Source organism: Dactylosporangium fulvum (assembly GCF_025137375.1).
Lineage (GTDB): Bacteria > Actinomycetota > Actinomycetes > Mycobacteriales > Micromonosporaceae > Dactylosporangium > Dactylosporangium fulvum.
In genome coordinates this window covers 6,822,159-6,836,475 of sequence record NZ_CP073720.1, presented here as the reverse complement: position 1 = coordinate 6,836,475, position 14,317 = coordinate 6,822,159, and the positions used below count along the sequence as shown (strand labels likewise).

The following is a 14,317-nucleotide window of genomic DNA, read 5'->3' as shown; positions in this document are numbered from 1 at the left end:
GATGCCATCCAGCCTAGTCAAGATCATTTTGTGCGTCGGGCGAACGCGCGAACGACCCCGCCGGCGCCGGGGTGAATTCATGGGATGTGCAGCGGCATGGGCACGCTGGCGACGATGACGTCCGGGCGGGTCTTCAACGCGGTGGTGAGTGCCATCTCGAGATGGTTGTGCAGGAAGCGGTACCGCAGCCGATGCGGCAGTGCCACCGGAATCAGCACGACGATCTGCTCGTCGCGCTGCTCGTGCAGTTCGTCGATGAACGTCACGATGGGCCGGGTCACCGAGGCGTATTCGGTGTGCAGGATCCGGAGCGGTACCCCGGGGTTCCAGCGGGCCCACCGCCGGTCGAGCTCGCGGTCGCGCTCGGTGTCCTGGCCGGTGTCTTCGACCACGACGTGCACGGCCACCACCCGCGGGCTGATCGAGAGGGCCTCCGCGACCGCGTGCTGGGTCAGCCGGTCCACTCCGGTCACCGGCACCACCACCGTGGTGGGTTTGGCGTGCGGCGCGGCCGGAATCATGTCCAGGCCGAGGGCGCGCCCGCAGCGTGCGTAGTAGGCGTGGGTCCGCACGAACAGCGTGATGAGGGCCGGCACGGCCAGCACGACCACCCACGCGCCGACGGTGAACTTGGTGACCAGGAAGATCACGGTGGCCACCGCGGTCGTGGCCGCGCCGATGCCGTTGATGGCCGCCCGGTACCGCCAGCGCGCCGGTCGGGTCTTCCGCCAGTGTTTGACCAGCCCGGACTGGGAGAGCGTGAAGGCGGTGAACACCCCGATGGCGTACAGCGGGATCAGGCTGAGGGTCTGCCCGCGCACCGCGACCAGCAGCACCCCGGCCAGGCCCGCCAGCGTCCAGATGCCGACCGCGAACACCTGCCGTTCGTCGCGCAGCGAGAACAGGTGGGGAAGGTAGTTGTCGCCGGCGAGCCGGCTGGTCAGCACCGGCAGTCCGCCGAACGAGGTGTTGGCGGCCAGCATGAGGACCACGGTGATGGTCACGGACATCACGTAGTACGCCCAGTTCCTGCCGACGGAGATGGCGATGACCTGGCTCAGGACGGTCTCACCGGAGCGGGGACCGATGTGCCAGCGGTTCGCGAGCACGGCCAGGCCCAGCAGCATCACGCCGAGGATGCCGCCGAGCAGCAGTTCGGTCCGCTTGGCCCGGGTCACCCGCGGCTGCTTGAACAGCGGCACGCCGTTGGCGATCGCCTCGACCCCGGTCAGCGCGCTGCACCCCGCCGAGAACGCCTTCAGCACCAGCAGTACGCCCACGGCCTCCAACCCCTGCGTGGGTGCCAGCGACTGGCCCTGGCGCGAGGCGTGCGGCGCCAGCGGGTGGACCAGGCCGATCGCGATCACCGTCAGCAAGCCGGCGATGAACACCATCGTGGGCAGCAGGAACGCCCGGGCCGTGTCGCCGAGACCGCGCAGGTTGAGCCCCGTCACCAGAGCGAGGATGCCCAGGCAGATCGGCACCGTGGCCGGGCTCAGCGCGGGGAAGGCCGACGTCAGCGCCCCGACCCCGGCGGCGATCGAGACCGCGACGGTCAGCGTGTAGTCCACGACGAGCGCGGCGGCGGCGAGCAGGCCGACGCTCGGCGGGAAGTTCGCCCGGCACACCGCGTACGTGCCGCCGCCGCCCGGATAGGCCTCGATGACCTGGCGGTACGAGAACACCAGGACGGCCAGCAGGGCGACGATCGCGATCGAGATCGGCAGCACGAGATGCAGCGCCGCGAGCCCCGCCGCCGCGAGCACGACGATGATCGCTTCGGGTCCGTACGCGACCGACGTCAGGGCGTCGAGTGAGAGGGCGGGGAGTCCCTCGATCGGCGTGAGCTGCTGCTTGGCCAACTGCCGTATGCGCAGTGGGGGCCCGATGAGGAAACGCCACACTGCCGCCGCTGTGCTCATCGCCCGTCCGCCTGCCTGGCCCGGTGGGTACCGTCCGGCCGCCTCCTTCCCGCCGCGACACGCGGCAAACCCGCGACCACCCGCCGCGCCGAGGAACTCGGCCGGTGTCCGCTGCTGCGGCTCGTCTCCAGCGGCCTCGCGGCCGTCGAACCGGGCCGGATGGGCATCGGGCCGGTCCCGGCCACCCGCGTCGTCCTGGACCGGGCCGGCATCACATTGCCCGAGGGCGATCTCATCGAGCCGGCGGTCCGGCCTGGAGAGATATGTCACGAGGGGCCGGTTGCTGTTGTCGCGCGTCGCCTGGAGCGGTCTGATCGAAGACGTGGTGGACGCGACGGGCATTGCGCAACGCGAGGCGTGGCTGGCCAAGGTGGTGCCGCCGGTCGAGCAGGTCCGGCCCGGACTGTGGTCGGTGCCGGTGCCGATGCCGGACAGCCCCTTGCGGTATGTGCTGGTCTACGCCTTCGAGCGGCCCGACGGCATCGCCATCATCGACACCGGCTGGCCCACGCAGGAGGCGTGGGACGCGCTCGTCGCCGGCCTGGCCACCATCGGCGCCTCCGTCACCGACGTGCGGGCGACGCTGGTCACGCACGTCCACTCCGATCACCACGGGCTCAGCGGCCGGGTCCGCGAGGCGTCGGGTGCGTGGATCGGCATGCACGCGCTCGAGGCCGAGGTCCTCAAGCAGGGCCACGACCCCGAGGCCGTCGTCCGGCGCCTGTACCGCTGGGTGCTGGCACGCGGCGGGACCGACGCCGACGCCACCGCACTCGGCGGCACCGCCGACGAGCTGCGCCCGTGGCTGATGCTCGCCGACCCGGACCGGCTGATCGAAGACGGCGACCGGCCGCTGCCGGAGCTCCGGGCCGTCTGGACACCCGGCCACACACCCGGTCATCTGTGCTTCCACGACGAGAACCGCGGCCTGCTGTTCTCCGGCGACCACATCCTGCCGCGGATCAGCCCCAACATCTCGCTGCTCTCCGATCAGCCGGACGACCCGCTCGGCGACTTCATGGCGTCGCTGGAGAAGGCGGGCGGGCTGGAGGCCGACGAGGTGCTGCCGGCCCACGAGTGGCGCTTCGCCGGCCTCCGCGAGCGCACGGACGACCTGCTCCGCCACCACGAGGCCCGGCTGGCCGAGATCCGCGGGGCGCTCGCCGCGTGGCCGGGCGCCAGCACCTGGCACGTCGCCGAGCGGTTGACCTGGTCGCGGACCTGGCCGGAGATCCAGGGCTTCATCCGGCGCTCGGCGGTGGGCGAGACCCTCGCCCACCTCGCACGGCTGGAACGGCTGGGGGAGGTCGTGCGCGGCCCGGGGCCGGTCGACGCGTGGACGCTGCGAGCGTGACGGTCAGGCCTTCCAGAACACGGGGTTGAGCGGACGCCGCGGTGGGGTGGACGGGTTGCGCCGACCCCACCGCGGCGGGTCCGGCGTCAGGCGTCGTCGTCGAGCACCGTCAGCCAGGCGAAGCCGTCACCGATCACGGCACCGGTGGGTGCCGAGATCGTGATCTTGTACCGCAGCGACGCCGTGTTGACGACCGTGTTGCCCTCGAGCGGCACCTGGATCGTCGCCTCGGTCGCGCCCTTGGGAATGGTGACGGGAAACGACCGGAGCGGCACCTGCCCGGCCGAGGAGGACCCGCTCGCCGCCGTCTGCACCTGCACCGTCGCCGCCTCCTTGAGCTTGCCGCTCAGGGACAGCCGCATCGTCGCGGTGCCCGGCCCGTTGCCTTCGGAGACCGTCATGTCGACGATGCTGACCTGCACCGCCGAGGTGGCGCCACCGCCGCCGACCCCCGGGGTGTCGAGCGTGATGTCGGACAGGTAGGCCCCGCCCGCCGGCGTGGCCGGCCGCACGATCACCGAGCGGACACTGGTCACGTCCACCCCGGACAGCGACGCGATGGGCACCCGGACGGTCCGCAGCCACGTCTTGCCCAGCCGGCTGATCCCGTTCGTCGTGTTCGTCGACGCCGGGAACGGGGTGAGCGCCGGGCTGACGTCGCCGACCCGTACGGTCGCGGTGCCGCCCGCCTTGTCGACGAACGTGACCTCGAGCTCGACGTCGCCGGTCGCCGTCTCGTCCCGCGCCGTGCGGAAGGTGAGGGCGTCGTACTTCCTGACGTTCCACTCGCCCGGGCCCAGCGCCACCCGCACCTCCGGCGACACCGACGCCGCGCTCCACTGCAGTCGCAGGACCGGGCTGACCGGCACCGACGGGGCGAACGTCGCCGGCGTCCAGTGCGGGATCTTGGACGTCGCGGTGGTCGCCGAGCACGGCGTGTCCCCGGGAAGCACCCGCGCGGCCACGCTGTAGCAGTAGGCGCCCAGGTCGAAGCCGGAGACGGTGACGTTGCCGGCCGGTCGCTCCAGCGGGGCGAGGTCCAGCCGGCGGGAACCGGGCTGCTGGGCCTGCGCGTACACCACGGCCCGGCCGGCCGACGGCACCGTGCCGTTCGTACCGTCGAACAGCGGGAGGAACGCCGTCTCGCCGCCCTGCACGAGGCGGAAGAAGCCGGCCATGTACGCGGTACCGACGGCGCGCTGCTCGGCGCTGGTCAGCCGGGTCGGGCTGGCGCTGCCGCAGACCTCGTCGTTGGCCGGCGACCAGTCGTCGCTGGACGGCGCGACGGAGACACCGGGGGTCCACTCGGTGTTGAAGAAGTTGTGGTCAGCGCCCATGATCATGAGGGACGACCGCAGCACGTTGTCCCGCACCGAGTGCCGGGTGTCGTCGTAGAAGTGCTGCCCCTGCTGGTTGGAGACGTCGCCGTCGCAGTACGGCAGCAGCACCGCCATCGGCACCTCGGGCAGCGTCGGCCGGCCGAAGTCGACCGGGGCGAGCGGAAGGACGGCGCGGATGCCGAACGGGTGCCGCCGCTCGGCGTTGAGCAGCGCGGCCTCGACCACACCCTCACCGCCGCGCGAGTGCCCCATCAGGCCGACGTTCGACAGGTCCAGCCGGCCGCCGAACGCGTGCCCCTTGGTGCCGTTCCACTTCGCCAGCAGGTCCAGGTGGTCCATGACCAGCTGACCGCGGGCCACGGCCCCGTTGTCGTCGGTGAAGCTCGCGTCCTTCGCGTTGATGCCGTTGGCGCTGATCGACACGACCACGTACCCGTGGGTGGCCAAGGCGTCCGCGGTCTCGGTGTAGCCGAGGTAGCTGTCGATCGGGATGAACCCGGCCGCGCAGGGCCAGTTGGTGTTGTTCGTCGCCCGGGTGGCCGGGTTGTAGCAGGCCGAGTGGCGGCCGTGCAGGAAGATCACGACCGGCCGGGCACCCTTCGCGCCGGCCGGGGCGTAGACCGCGGCCCGGATCTCGGCGGGCAGGTCGCTGAGGCCGGACAGGGTCGTGGCCGTGTCGCCGAGGTCGTAGTCGAGCCGCTCGACCCGGTACGGGCCGGGCTGCGCCGGGTCGGTGTACAGCTGCTTGCGCGCCAGGCCCTTGGGTGTGGTGGGCGCGGCGGCGGACTTCGACGGCGACGCCTTGGCGCCGGGCACCACGCCGTTCCAGGCGACGTCGACGCGCTTCGCGCCGGTGACGGCGGCGTCGGTGGTCTCCACGGTGAGACTCAGCCCGTCGGCCGACTCCTTCGCCGCTCCGATGACCCGTCCGTCGACGGCGAGTTCCGGCACGGCGTCCCGGACGGGCAGCGGCTCGTCGAGCCGCAGCGTCACCCGTGTGCCGCCGTCGGGCAAGGCTTCGACCGCGAAGCCGGTTGAGCCGATCGGCTGCTCCTCACCGGGGTCTGCGGCAGCGGAGGGCACGAAAAGGCCGGCTGCGGCGATGCAGCCGGCGAGCATTGCGATCGAAAGCCGGACCCGCGCCCGGATGGGTGCGAAACGGACCATATGCAACTCTCCTTATTTCGCACTGAAAGCTTCAGCGCGAACGGAAAGTACGAACGCTCTGTTCCAGAAGACCGCCGATCCGGAGACGGCCCGGTTTCCAGGCGGCACAGCAGTGTTTCGACGGTCAAGTATTCAGCACATGTCGATGTGCTACCTTCCGAAAAGCCTGCTGGCAGAGATGCTGCGGGACGGTGTCACCGTCGTCCCGGACGTCTGGACGCTCGGCGCCGCCCGGGCCCGGCCGGCACCGCGCGGGGGCGACCGGGTGACCGACCGGTCACCGCTGCCGTGCGACCGGACGGCGCGCATACCCGCCCGGGCATTCCACGAAGGTCGCGGCATCTGCTACCGATTGATGGGCGGAGGTGGTGATGCTGGACGGACCGGTGGTGGGGGTGCTGTCCCCGTTCGCGGGCGGCGTCTACTACGGTGCGCTGCTGGCCGGGATCAGTGCCGCCGCGGCGCGGGCCGGCAGCCGGACGATCGTGGTGCAGACGCTCGACGCGGCTGCCTCGATCACCGTCAATGGCGGAACCCCCACGTTCGACGCGCCCGTCGCCTGGGACCACATCGCCGGGTTCGTGGTCCTCGCCGACGCCGTGACCGGCTCGTACGTCGAACGCGTCCGCGCGGCCGGGAAGCCCGTGGTGCTGCTCGGGCACGACGACGGACGCGCCGACCTCCCGGCGGTTCTCGCCGACAACGCCGCCGGGATTCGTGAGGCCGTCGCTCACCTCATCGCGCACGGGCACCGGCGGATCGCGTTCACCGGCAACATCGTCGTGTCCGACGTCGCCGAGCGTTATCAGGCATACCGTGAGACGCTGCTGGCCCACGGGATCGCTCCCGACCCGGCGCTGTTCCTGCCCGCCGCCGACAACCTGGAGAGCGGTATCGCCTGGGCCACCGCCGAGGCACTGCGTGACGGGCCGCCCGCGCCGGCGATCGTCGCGGCCACCGACCGCAACGCGATCGGCGTCATGCGCGCGCTGGCCGCCGCCCGGCTGCGCTGTCCCGACGACTACGTGCTCACCGGGTTCGACGACATCGAGGTCGCCGCGTTCCAGGAGCCGGGCCTGGCCAGCGTTCGCCAGATGCTCGGCGAGATGGCGGCCGAGGCGGTCGGTCTGCTGCTGCGGGCCGTGTCCGGGCAGGAGGTGCCGCCGGGCCGCCACCGCGTCCCGACGTCGTTCGTGCCGCGCGGGTCCTGCGGGTGCGCCGACGTGCCGGCGCAGCCGTCCGGCGAGCGGGACCGCCTCGCCGAGCGGGTCGCGGTGCTGTTGCCGCCCGACTCCTTCCGCACCGCCGACGACCTGGAGGTCCTGCGTCGCGCCGTCACGGCGGTGCGGGCCGTCGTGGGGACCGCCGCGGCCGGCCGCCGCCCCGACCTCGACCCGGCCGCTGAGGCGCTGATGCGGCTCTACGAGCTGCGGCCGCAGCCGGAGAGCCTGCGGGTGCTGTCCCGGGCGGTCCAGGAGTACACCCAGGGCCTCGAGCTGTCCGACGACGGCGCGGGCCGCCGGGTCGACATCTGCGTGCAGGACCTCATTCTCGCCACCGCCCGCCTCCACCACCGGGCCCAGTTCGGCGAGCGGTGGCGGCTGCGTTCGACGATCAGCGCCCACTACGAGCTGAGCATGGCGCTGCTGTACGAGCGGAGGTCCGACCCCAGCGATCTGAGCTGGCTGGCGGCGACCCCGGCCGGCGGCGGCGCGGTCGGGCTGTGGACCGCCGACCGGCAGCTGCGCGTCCCGCCCGGCTGGCAGCGGCACCCGGGCCCACCGATCGGCCCGGCGGTGCTGTCGGTGTCGCAGTTCCCGCCGGCCGGGCTCATCGCCTCCGCAGAGCCCGCCGAGACGGTGTTCGTCGTGCCGGCGAAGGTCAATACGAGCGACCGCGGGCTGCTCGCGGTCGTCGACGTGGTCGACAGCCGGGTCGAGGACGGCCGGGAGCTGGTGAATCAGTGCGCGGCGCTGTTCACCGTGGCCCTGGACCTGCGCGAGCAGGAGGAGCGGCTGCGCCAGGCCGCCCTGTCCGACACGCTGACCGGGCTGCCGAACCGGGCCGCGTTCGTCGAGACGCTGGAGGGCGCGGCCCGCACGCCCGGCCGGCGGTTCGGGGTGCTGTTCCTCGATCTCGACGGCTTCAAGCAGGTCAACGACACTCTCGGTCACGCGGTCGGCGACGCGCTGCTGGTCCACGTGGCGGAGCGGATCCGGCGCTCGCTGCGCTCGGGCGACGTCGCCGCCCGGCTCGGCGGCGACGAGTTCGTCGTGTTCCTCGACGACGTGACGGCCCAGCCGCAGCTCGACGAGATCGCCGAACGTCTCCGTGCCACCATCGCCGCCCCGTTCCACCTGGCCGGGAGGATGGTGCGGGTCGGGGTCAGCATCGGCGCGACGACCCGCGACGACCTCGACACGGCCGACGAGATCCTGTCCGCCGCGGACGCTGCGATGTACCGCGTCAAGGCCGGCAGCCGGTGACCCGCAACGGCCCGGCGGTGTGACCGGCCTGCGCAGACCAACCCGCTCACCGGTCAGCCCGGGGTAGTGCCAACCCCGCCAGCCCGATGGGGCCTTCGTGAATGCCCTGGTGCTGCCGGCGACGGGACCAGACCTGGATCAGCACGATCGCTCCCGCCGCGGCGGCCGGGACGAGGCCGCAGACGGCCATCCCGAATCGCGCGCCGAAGTGACTGGTGAGCGCCCCGACGATCGGGGCGCCGAGCGGGGTTCCACCGGTGAACACCAGCATGTAGAGGCCCATCACGCGGCCGCGCATCTCCGGGTCGACCCAGAGCTGGACCGACGAGTTCGCCAGCGACTGGAACGCCAGGCTCACGAACCCCAGCACGGCCAGCAGCGGGAGAAAGGTCGGCAGGTTCGGTGCGACGGCGGCCAGTGCCTGGACCGCCCCGAACAGCCCTCCGAACAGGACGATGGGTCGCAGCCGGGTGGACGTGCCTGATCCGGCGACGAGCGCGCCCAACGCGGAGCCGACTGCCATCACGATGTTGAACAGTCCGTACATGCCGGCAGCCCCGTGAAACGATTGGACCGCGATTGCCGTCAGTACGATCGGGAAGTTCAAGCCGAACGTGCCGATGATGCCGACCAGCAGGATCGTCCAGAACAGCCGCGGTCGCTGCCGCACGTATCTGCCGGCGGTGCGGAATGCCCGGGGCTCGGGACGCGCCGGCGGCGCGGGTGTCAGATCGCCCGGCCGCAACCGGAGCAACGCGATCGTCGGCCCGAGGTAGCACAGGGCGTTGCATGCGAAGGCCCATCCGGTGCCGGCGGTGCCGATGAGCACGCCGGCGACCGCCGGGCCGACGAGCCGGGCTATCTGGAAGACCGTCGCGTTGAGTGAGACGGCCTGGCGCAGAAGGCTCATCGGCACGACCTCGGTGGCGAACACCTGGCGGGTCGGGGCGTCGACGACGAAGACGAGTCCGGTCAGCAGCGCGAACAGGAACACGTATTCGATGCGGATCAGGCCGACGATGGTGAGGACGGCGAGGATGCCGGTCAGGCAGGCGTTGAGCGTCTGGGTGATCAGCAGGAGCCGGCGTTTCGGGTAGCGGTCCGCGAGCTGACCGCCGTGGACGCCCAGGAAGAGGATGGGCAGGAACTGCAGGGCCATGGTGATGCCGACGGCCGTTGGACTGTTCGTGAGTTGCAGCGCCAACCAGTCCAGCGCGATGCTGCCCATCCAGGTGCCGGTGCTGGCGAGGCTCTGTCCGATCAGGTACGTGCGGTAGCCGCGATATCTCAGTGCGGCGAACGGGCTTTCGGCGGTGGTCGAGGTCGAACTTCGGACGGCTGAAGCCGTTGTCACGACAAATCCTCTCGCCTGTACTTGCTGATCCATCCTTCCTGGAAAGGCGCGACATATTGAAGACCGATAACCCGACTCACAGTTATAGTGTTTCGCTATGACCGCCGCGTATGACCCCCAACTGCTCGCCACCCTGCTGGCGGTGGAACAGACCGGCAGTTTCACCCAGGCCGCGGCTCGGCTGCGGATCCGTCAACCGACGGTCAGCCAGCACATTCGCCGGCTGGAGCAGCAGGTCGGTCGCATGCTTGTGCACCGCACGACGCACGCGTTGTCCCTCACGCCGGACGGTGAGGCCATGATCGGCTTCGCGCGCACGATTCTTGCCGCGCACGAACAGGCCGCGGCATATTTCAGTGGCTCGCAGCCGCGCGGCCGGCTTCGGATCGGGATGTCCGACGATCTCGCACTCACCCGGCTGCCGCAGATTCTCCGGGAGTTCCGCCGGGACAATCCGATGGTCGACTTCTACCTCACCGTCGAGCAGAGCAGGGTGTTGCACGAGTGGCTGGTCAACGACAGGCTTGACGTGCTCGTCGGCAAGCGGCCGCCCGGTGACGAGCGTGGCCAGCTCGTCAAACGTGAAAGGCTCGTCTGGGTCGGCACGCCCGCCACGAAGATCGACCTGACGAAGCCCGTGCCGCTGGTGGTCTACGCCGCTCCCAGCATGTCACGCAACGAGATGCGCAAAGCGCTCAATCGGGCACAGATCCCCTACCGCAGCGCGTGTGTCTGCCGCGGGGTCAACGGACTGATCGCGGGGGTCGCGGCCGGCATCGGCATCTCCGCCCTGCCCGCCAGCCTGGTGCCCACCCAGCTCACCACCCTGGGCACTGCGCATCGCCTCCCCGAGCTCGGACATATCGACCTCGTGCTCCTGGCCAATCCGCGAGCCGAGGAGCGCCCCGCCGTCAAGGCGCTGATCGCGACCATTCTGGCGAGCGGATCACGATCACTGAGCGCATCCACTGCGTGACGAATTCCACAGGGCGGCACACCGCGTCTACCGCAGCAGGCCGCGGGCCATGGCGGTCGTCACGGCCGCCGTCCGGTCGGTGACGTCGAGCTTGGTGAAGACGCGATACATGTGGGTCTTGACGGTGGCCTCCGAGATGAACAGCGCCTTGCCGATCTCCGCGTTGGTCAGCCCGCGCGCGACCAGCCGGAGCACGTCGACCTCGCGTGCCGACAGCTGAGGTTGGGCCGGCGACCGCACCTGCTGGACGAGTTTCGTGGCCACCGAGGGGGCCAGCACGGTCTCGCCGCGGGCCGTGGCGCGCACCGCGCCGGCCAGTTCTGCCCGCGACGCGTCCTTCAACAGATACCCGGTGGCGCCGGCGGCGACCGCTCGCAGGATGTCGGCGTCGGACTCGTAGGTGGTCAGCACCATCACCCGCGACGGCGTCGGCCCGGCCACGATCTCCGCCGTGGCGGCCACGCCGTCCATGCCCGGCATGCGCAGGTCCATCAGGACGACGTCCGGCGCCAGCTCGGCGGCGAGCCGCACCGCCTCGGCACCGGAGGACGCCTCGCCCACCACGGTGAGGTCGGGCTCGGCCTCGAGCATGCCGCGCAGGCCCTCGCGGACCACCGGATGGTCGTCGGCGAGCAGCACGCTGATCACTGCGGTACCTCCAGTGTGAGTGTCGTACCCCGGCCGTTGCCACGGTCACTGTGCACGGTCAGGGTCCCGGCCACCTCGTCGGCCCGGGCGCGGATGCCCCGCAGCCCGAACCCGCCCGCGACGGACGCGGGGTCGAAACCGCGCCCGTCGTCGGCCACGACCAGCCGCACGGCATCCGCACCGTACGCAAGCGTCACGGACGCCTCCGACGCGAACGAGTGCCGCCGGACGTTCGCCAGCGCCTCCTGCGCCGCTCGCAACAGGACGACCTCAACCGCGGTCGGCAGCGGCCGCACCGTGCCGGACAGCCGGTAGGACGCGCGGATCGGCGTCTGCTCGTCCAGCCGGGCGACGAGGTCCCGGACCGCTTCGTCGAGCGGGCCCGTGCCCAGGGCGGCCGGCGCGAGTGCGGCCACGAGCGCCCGCGATTCGGCGAGGTTCTCCCGTGCGGTGCGCACGGCGACGTCCAGCCGGTGCCGGGCCCGCCCGTGGTCGCCGGCCGGGTCGCTCTCCAGGTCGGAGCCGGCGGCCTGCAGCAGCGCGATGATGCTGGTGAAGCCCTGCGCGAGCGTGTCGTGGATCTCTCCGGCGAGCCGGGCCCGCTCGGCGGCGGCGCCGGCCTCGTGCGAGAGCCTGGCCACCTCGGCCCGGGACTGCTCCAGCTGCGCGATCAGGTCCGCCCGTTCACGGCTGCGGCGCACGACCCCCCGGATCCACAGGCCGAGCCCCAGCGACAGGACCGCGCCACCGACCGCCATCGGCAGGAAGTGGGTGCGGACGTGCCCGGTGAAGCCCTCCCGCTGGAGCGCGACCGCCACCGGCAGGGCGTTGGCGAATGTGGTGACGGCGGCGGCCGGCCACGTCGGCAGCAGTTGGAAGGCGAGCGGGCAGATCGCGAACAGCAGGAACGAGCTCGGCGCCGCGCCGGTGAGCGCCACGAGGAACAGCACCAGCACCGCCGCGAGGAAGCCGCCGCCACGCCGAGCGGTGGTGCGCCGCCGCGCCAGCGGGCGCCCGTACGCCACGTACAGCGCGGCGATCGCGACCAGCATGGCAGCGGACAGCCAACGCCGGGACGCGGACACGTCGGACACGCCCACCGCGGCCAGCGTCAGGGCGGCGACCGCCGCGAAGTAGCCGTCCCACAACCGGCCGGGCTCCTCGCCCGCACCCTGCAGGCTGGGCCGTGCGTCCACGCTCACTCCCATGCTGCCTATCGTCGCCCGTCACCGGGCACGAGGGAACCTCGCCGGCGCCGCTGGACGGCCAGCCCGCCGGCCAGGACGGCCAGGCCGGCCAGCGCCAGGAGCACCGGGCGCAGGGTGCGCTCCCAGGGCCAGCCACGACCGGTGAGCGTGATGTCCCCGGCGGGGTACTCCAGCAGCTTGGCCCGCCACGCCGCCGAGGCGACGTCGACGTCGGTCGCGATGTCGTGCAGCGGCCCGTCGAAGGCGAAACCCGGTGCCGCGTGCAGGTACGTCGGCGGGATGCCCTGCGTCGTCGGCGCGTCGCGCCGGGCGGCGGCCGCGGCACCGGGCACCAGCAGCCGGTCCAGCTCCGGCGCGTCCGTGAGTGTCGCGCGCGGTACGAACGTCAACCCGTGCCGGGAGCGGACCGTCGCGGCCCCGGACGACACCGCGAGTGTCCGGGCGGCATAAACGGCTTCGGTGTAGGTGACGAAGACCGAGGCGAGTTCGAGCTCACCGACGCCGTCCGTCAGCAGGACCCCGGCCGTCGGCGCGTCCCAGCGGTAGGCCAGGTTCAGCGCGGCGATCGCGTCGCCGGGGCCGAAGCGCCGCACGGGAATCGGCGCCGGCGCGCCGGGCGAGTAGTGGCGCCAGCCCACCGCGCCCGCCGCGGCAGCGGCCACCCGCGTGCCAGCCAGGCGCTCGACCACCCGCAGTGTGCCGTCGATGCCGGACAGCACACCGGCCGTGCTGATCACCTGACCGTCGTCGACGTAGCGGACGCCGTGCTGCCACCGCACGTCGGTGTACTCCTTCTGAAGGTCGTCGAGGCGGTACCAGTGCGACGTCGCGGCGTGTCCGTCGAGCACCCCGGCCGCGGCGGCGACACCGCCGCCCCAGCACACGCTGAGCAGCAGCGCGCCGCCGCGGGCCTGGCGCCGGAGGAAGTCGAGGACCGCGGGCTCGTCGGTGCGCGGCATCGCGGGCACCACGACCACGTCGGCGGCGCGGCCGCCGAGCCGGGACGCCAGGGACTCGAACGTCACGTCCGGCACCAGGTCCAGGCCGCCGGTCAGCGTCACCGGCGCCGCGGTCGGCGCGGCGGTGAGGACGTTGAACCGTCCCGTGACGGCCAGCACCTCAAACGGTCCGAGCGCGTCCGCCACGTTCGCTCCTTCGGCGCCGAGCACCACAACCGCGGTCGGCAGGGCCGGGTCGAAGGGGCGCGGCGGCGGCGCCGGAACCTCCGACGAGGGCGCCGCCGCGTACACGCTCCGGGTGTTCACCGCGGCCACGGCGGCGCCGACCGGCACCGGCAGCGCCGCCAGCGCCAGCACGACCGCACCGGTCCGTGTCACGGCGCGCGGCAGCGGATGCCCGCCGTGCGTGTACTCCGATCGCCGCCGCAGCATGACCGCGACCATCGCGACCACCATCAGCACGTGGCCGCCGGTCATGACGACACCGGCGGAGACGGCGCCGAGCCGGTACGGGACGAGCAGCACCGCGAACGGCGCGTACATCGCGGCGGTCATCTCGCCGATGCTCGCCCAGCCGTGACCGCGCACGCACATCCACAGCGCCATGCCGATCGCCATGTCGGTGGCCATCGTCAGCGTGTGCACGTCGGTCCGCCCGGCGGCGCCCGGCAGTACCAGTGTCCACAGTGGTCCCAGCGCGAACATGCCGGCCAGCATCGCCACGACCATTTCGAGAACGTGCCTGGAGAAGTGGAGAACGGCTCTCATCGTTTCCTCACCACACCCACGGATGACGACGACGGCGCCGTTCCGGCGACGTCGTCGGTTGACGTGTCGATCCTGCGCCGGTCATGCGTCCGCGCGGGACGGTGGCAAGACGGAACCCTGGTGTCGTCCGAACGA

At 72.1% G+C, this 14,317-nt stretch carries 9 protein-coding genes; 3 read left to right on the top strand and 6 right to left on the bottom strand.

Going from position 1 to position 14,317, the window contains the following annotated elements; all coding sequences use genetic code 11:
- Positions 1–77: 77 nt before the first annotated feature.
- Positions 78–2,192 carry an APC family permease gene (locus Dfulv_RS31480; RefSeq protein ID WP_259857429.1) on the bottom strand — a complete coding sequence of 705 codons (2,115 nt, stop codon included), beginning with the start codon at positions 2,190–2,192 and terminating at the stop codon, positions 78–80.
- Positions 2,193–2,244: 52 nt separating this feature from the next.
- On the opposite strand from Dfulv_RS31480, the gene Dfulv_RS31475 reads away from it, so the two are divergent.
- Positions 2,245–3,276 carry an MBL fold metallo-hydrolase gene (locus Dfulv_RS31475; protein WP_259857428.1) on the top strand — a complete coding sequence of 344 codons (1,032 nt, stop codon included), beginning with the start codon at positions 2,245–2,247 and terminating at the stop codon, positions 3,274–3,276.
- 86 nt (positions 3,277–3,362) lie between these two features.
- Here the strand turns inward: Dfulv_RS31475 and Dfulv_RS31470 are convergent, their stop codons facing one another.
- Complete coding sequence (locus tag Dfulv_RS31470; RefSeq protein WP_259857427.1) at positions 3,363–5,783, bottom strand: alpha/beta hydrolase family protein; 2,421 nt, start codon at positions 5,781–5,783, stop codon at positions 3,363–3,365.
- Positions 5,784–6,154: 371 nt separating this feature from the next.
- Here Dfulv_RS31470 and Dfulv_RS31465 point away from each other — a divergent pair, with 371 nt between their 5' ends.
- Entirely contained in the window at positions 6,155–8,269 is a 2,115-nt protein-coding gene (locus tag Dfulv_RS31465) for a substrate-binding and GGDEF domain-containing protein (RefSeq protein ID WP_259857426.1), read from the top strand.
- Between the two features lie 46 nt (positions 8,270–8,315).
- Here Dfulv_RS31465 and Dfulv_RS31460 read toward each other — a convergent pair whose 3' ends face one another.
- The gene (locus Dfulv_RS31460; protein WP_259857425.1) at positions 8,316–9,623 is read right to left on the bottom strand and encodes an MFS transporter; all 1,308 of its coding nucleotides are present in this window, start codon (positions 9,621–9,623) and stop codon (positions 8,316–8,318) included.
- A gap of 97 nt (positions 9,624–9,720) precedes the next feature.
- Here Dfulv_RS31460 and Dfulv_RS31455 point away from each other — a divergent pair, with 97 nt between their 5' ends.
- Positions 9,721–10,599, top strand: coding sequence for a LysR family transcriptional regulator (locus Dfulv_RS31455; RefSeq protein WP_259857424.1), 879 nt, complete (start codon positions 9,721–9,723; stop codon positions 10,597–10,599).
- 27 nt (positions 10,600–10,626) lie between these two features.
- Here the strand turns inward: Dfulv_RS31455 and Dfulv_RS31450 are convergent, their stop codons facing one another.
- From Dfulv_RS31450 to Dfulv_RS31440, 3 genes are read right to left on the bottom strand one after another with little or no spacing between them, the layout of a single operon-like run.
- Positions 10,627–11,247 (bottom strand): response regulator, encoded by a 621-nt coding sequence (locus Dfulv_RS31450; protein WP_259857423.1) that lies wholly within the window; start codon positions 11,245–11,247, stop codon positions 10,627–10,629.
- The gene (locus Dfulv_RS31445) at positions 11,244–12,455 is read right to left on the bottom strand and encodes a sensor histidine kinase (RefSeq protein WP_259857422.1); all 1,212 of its coding nucleotides are present in this window, start codon (positions 12,453–12,455) and stop codon (positions 11,244–11,246) included. The genes Dfulv_RS31450 and Dfulv_RS31445 overlap by 4 nt, the downstream gene beginning before the upstream one ends.
- A 5-nt stretch (positions 12,456–12,460) precedes the next feature.
- Positions 12,461–14,182, bottom strand: a complete 1,722-nt coding sequence (locus tag Dfulv_RS31440; protein WP_259857421.1) for a DJ-1/PfpI family protein — start codon at positions 14,180–14,182, stop codon at positions 12,461–12,463.
- Positions 14,183–14,317: the final 135 nt, after the last annotated feature.

Bases quoted from the DNA above. Each gene is read 5' to 3' on its own strand.
- Dfulv_RS31470 (WP_259857427.1), bottom strand. From the start codon at position 5,783: ATGGTCCGTTTCGCACCCATCCGGGCGCGGGTCCGGCTTTCGATCGCA.
- Dfulv_RS31465 (WP_259857426.1), top strand. From the start codon at position 6,155: ATGCTGGACGGACCGGTGGTGGGGGTGCTGTCCCCGTTCGCGGGCGGC.
- Dfulv_RS31455 (WP_259857424.1), top strand. From the start codon at position 9,721: ATGACCGCCGCGTATGACCCCCAACTGCTCGCCACCCTGCTGGCGGTG.
- Dfulv_RS31445 (WP_259857422.1), bottom strand. From the start codon at position 12,455: ATGGGAGTGAGCGTGGACGCACGGCCCAGCCTGCAGGGTGCGGGCGAG.
- Dfulv_RS31440 (WP_259857421.1), bottom strand. From the start codon at position 14,182: ATGAGAGCCGTTCTCCACTTCTCCAGGCACGTTCTCGAAATGGTCGTG.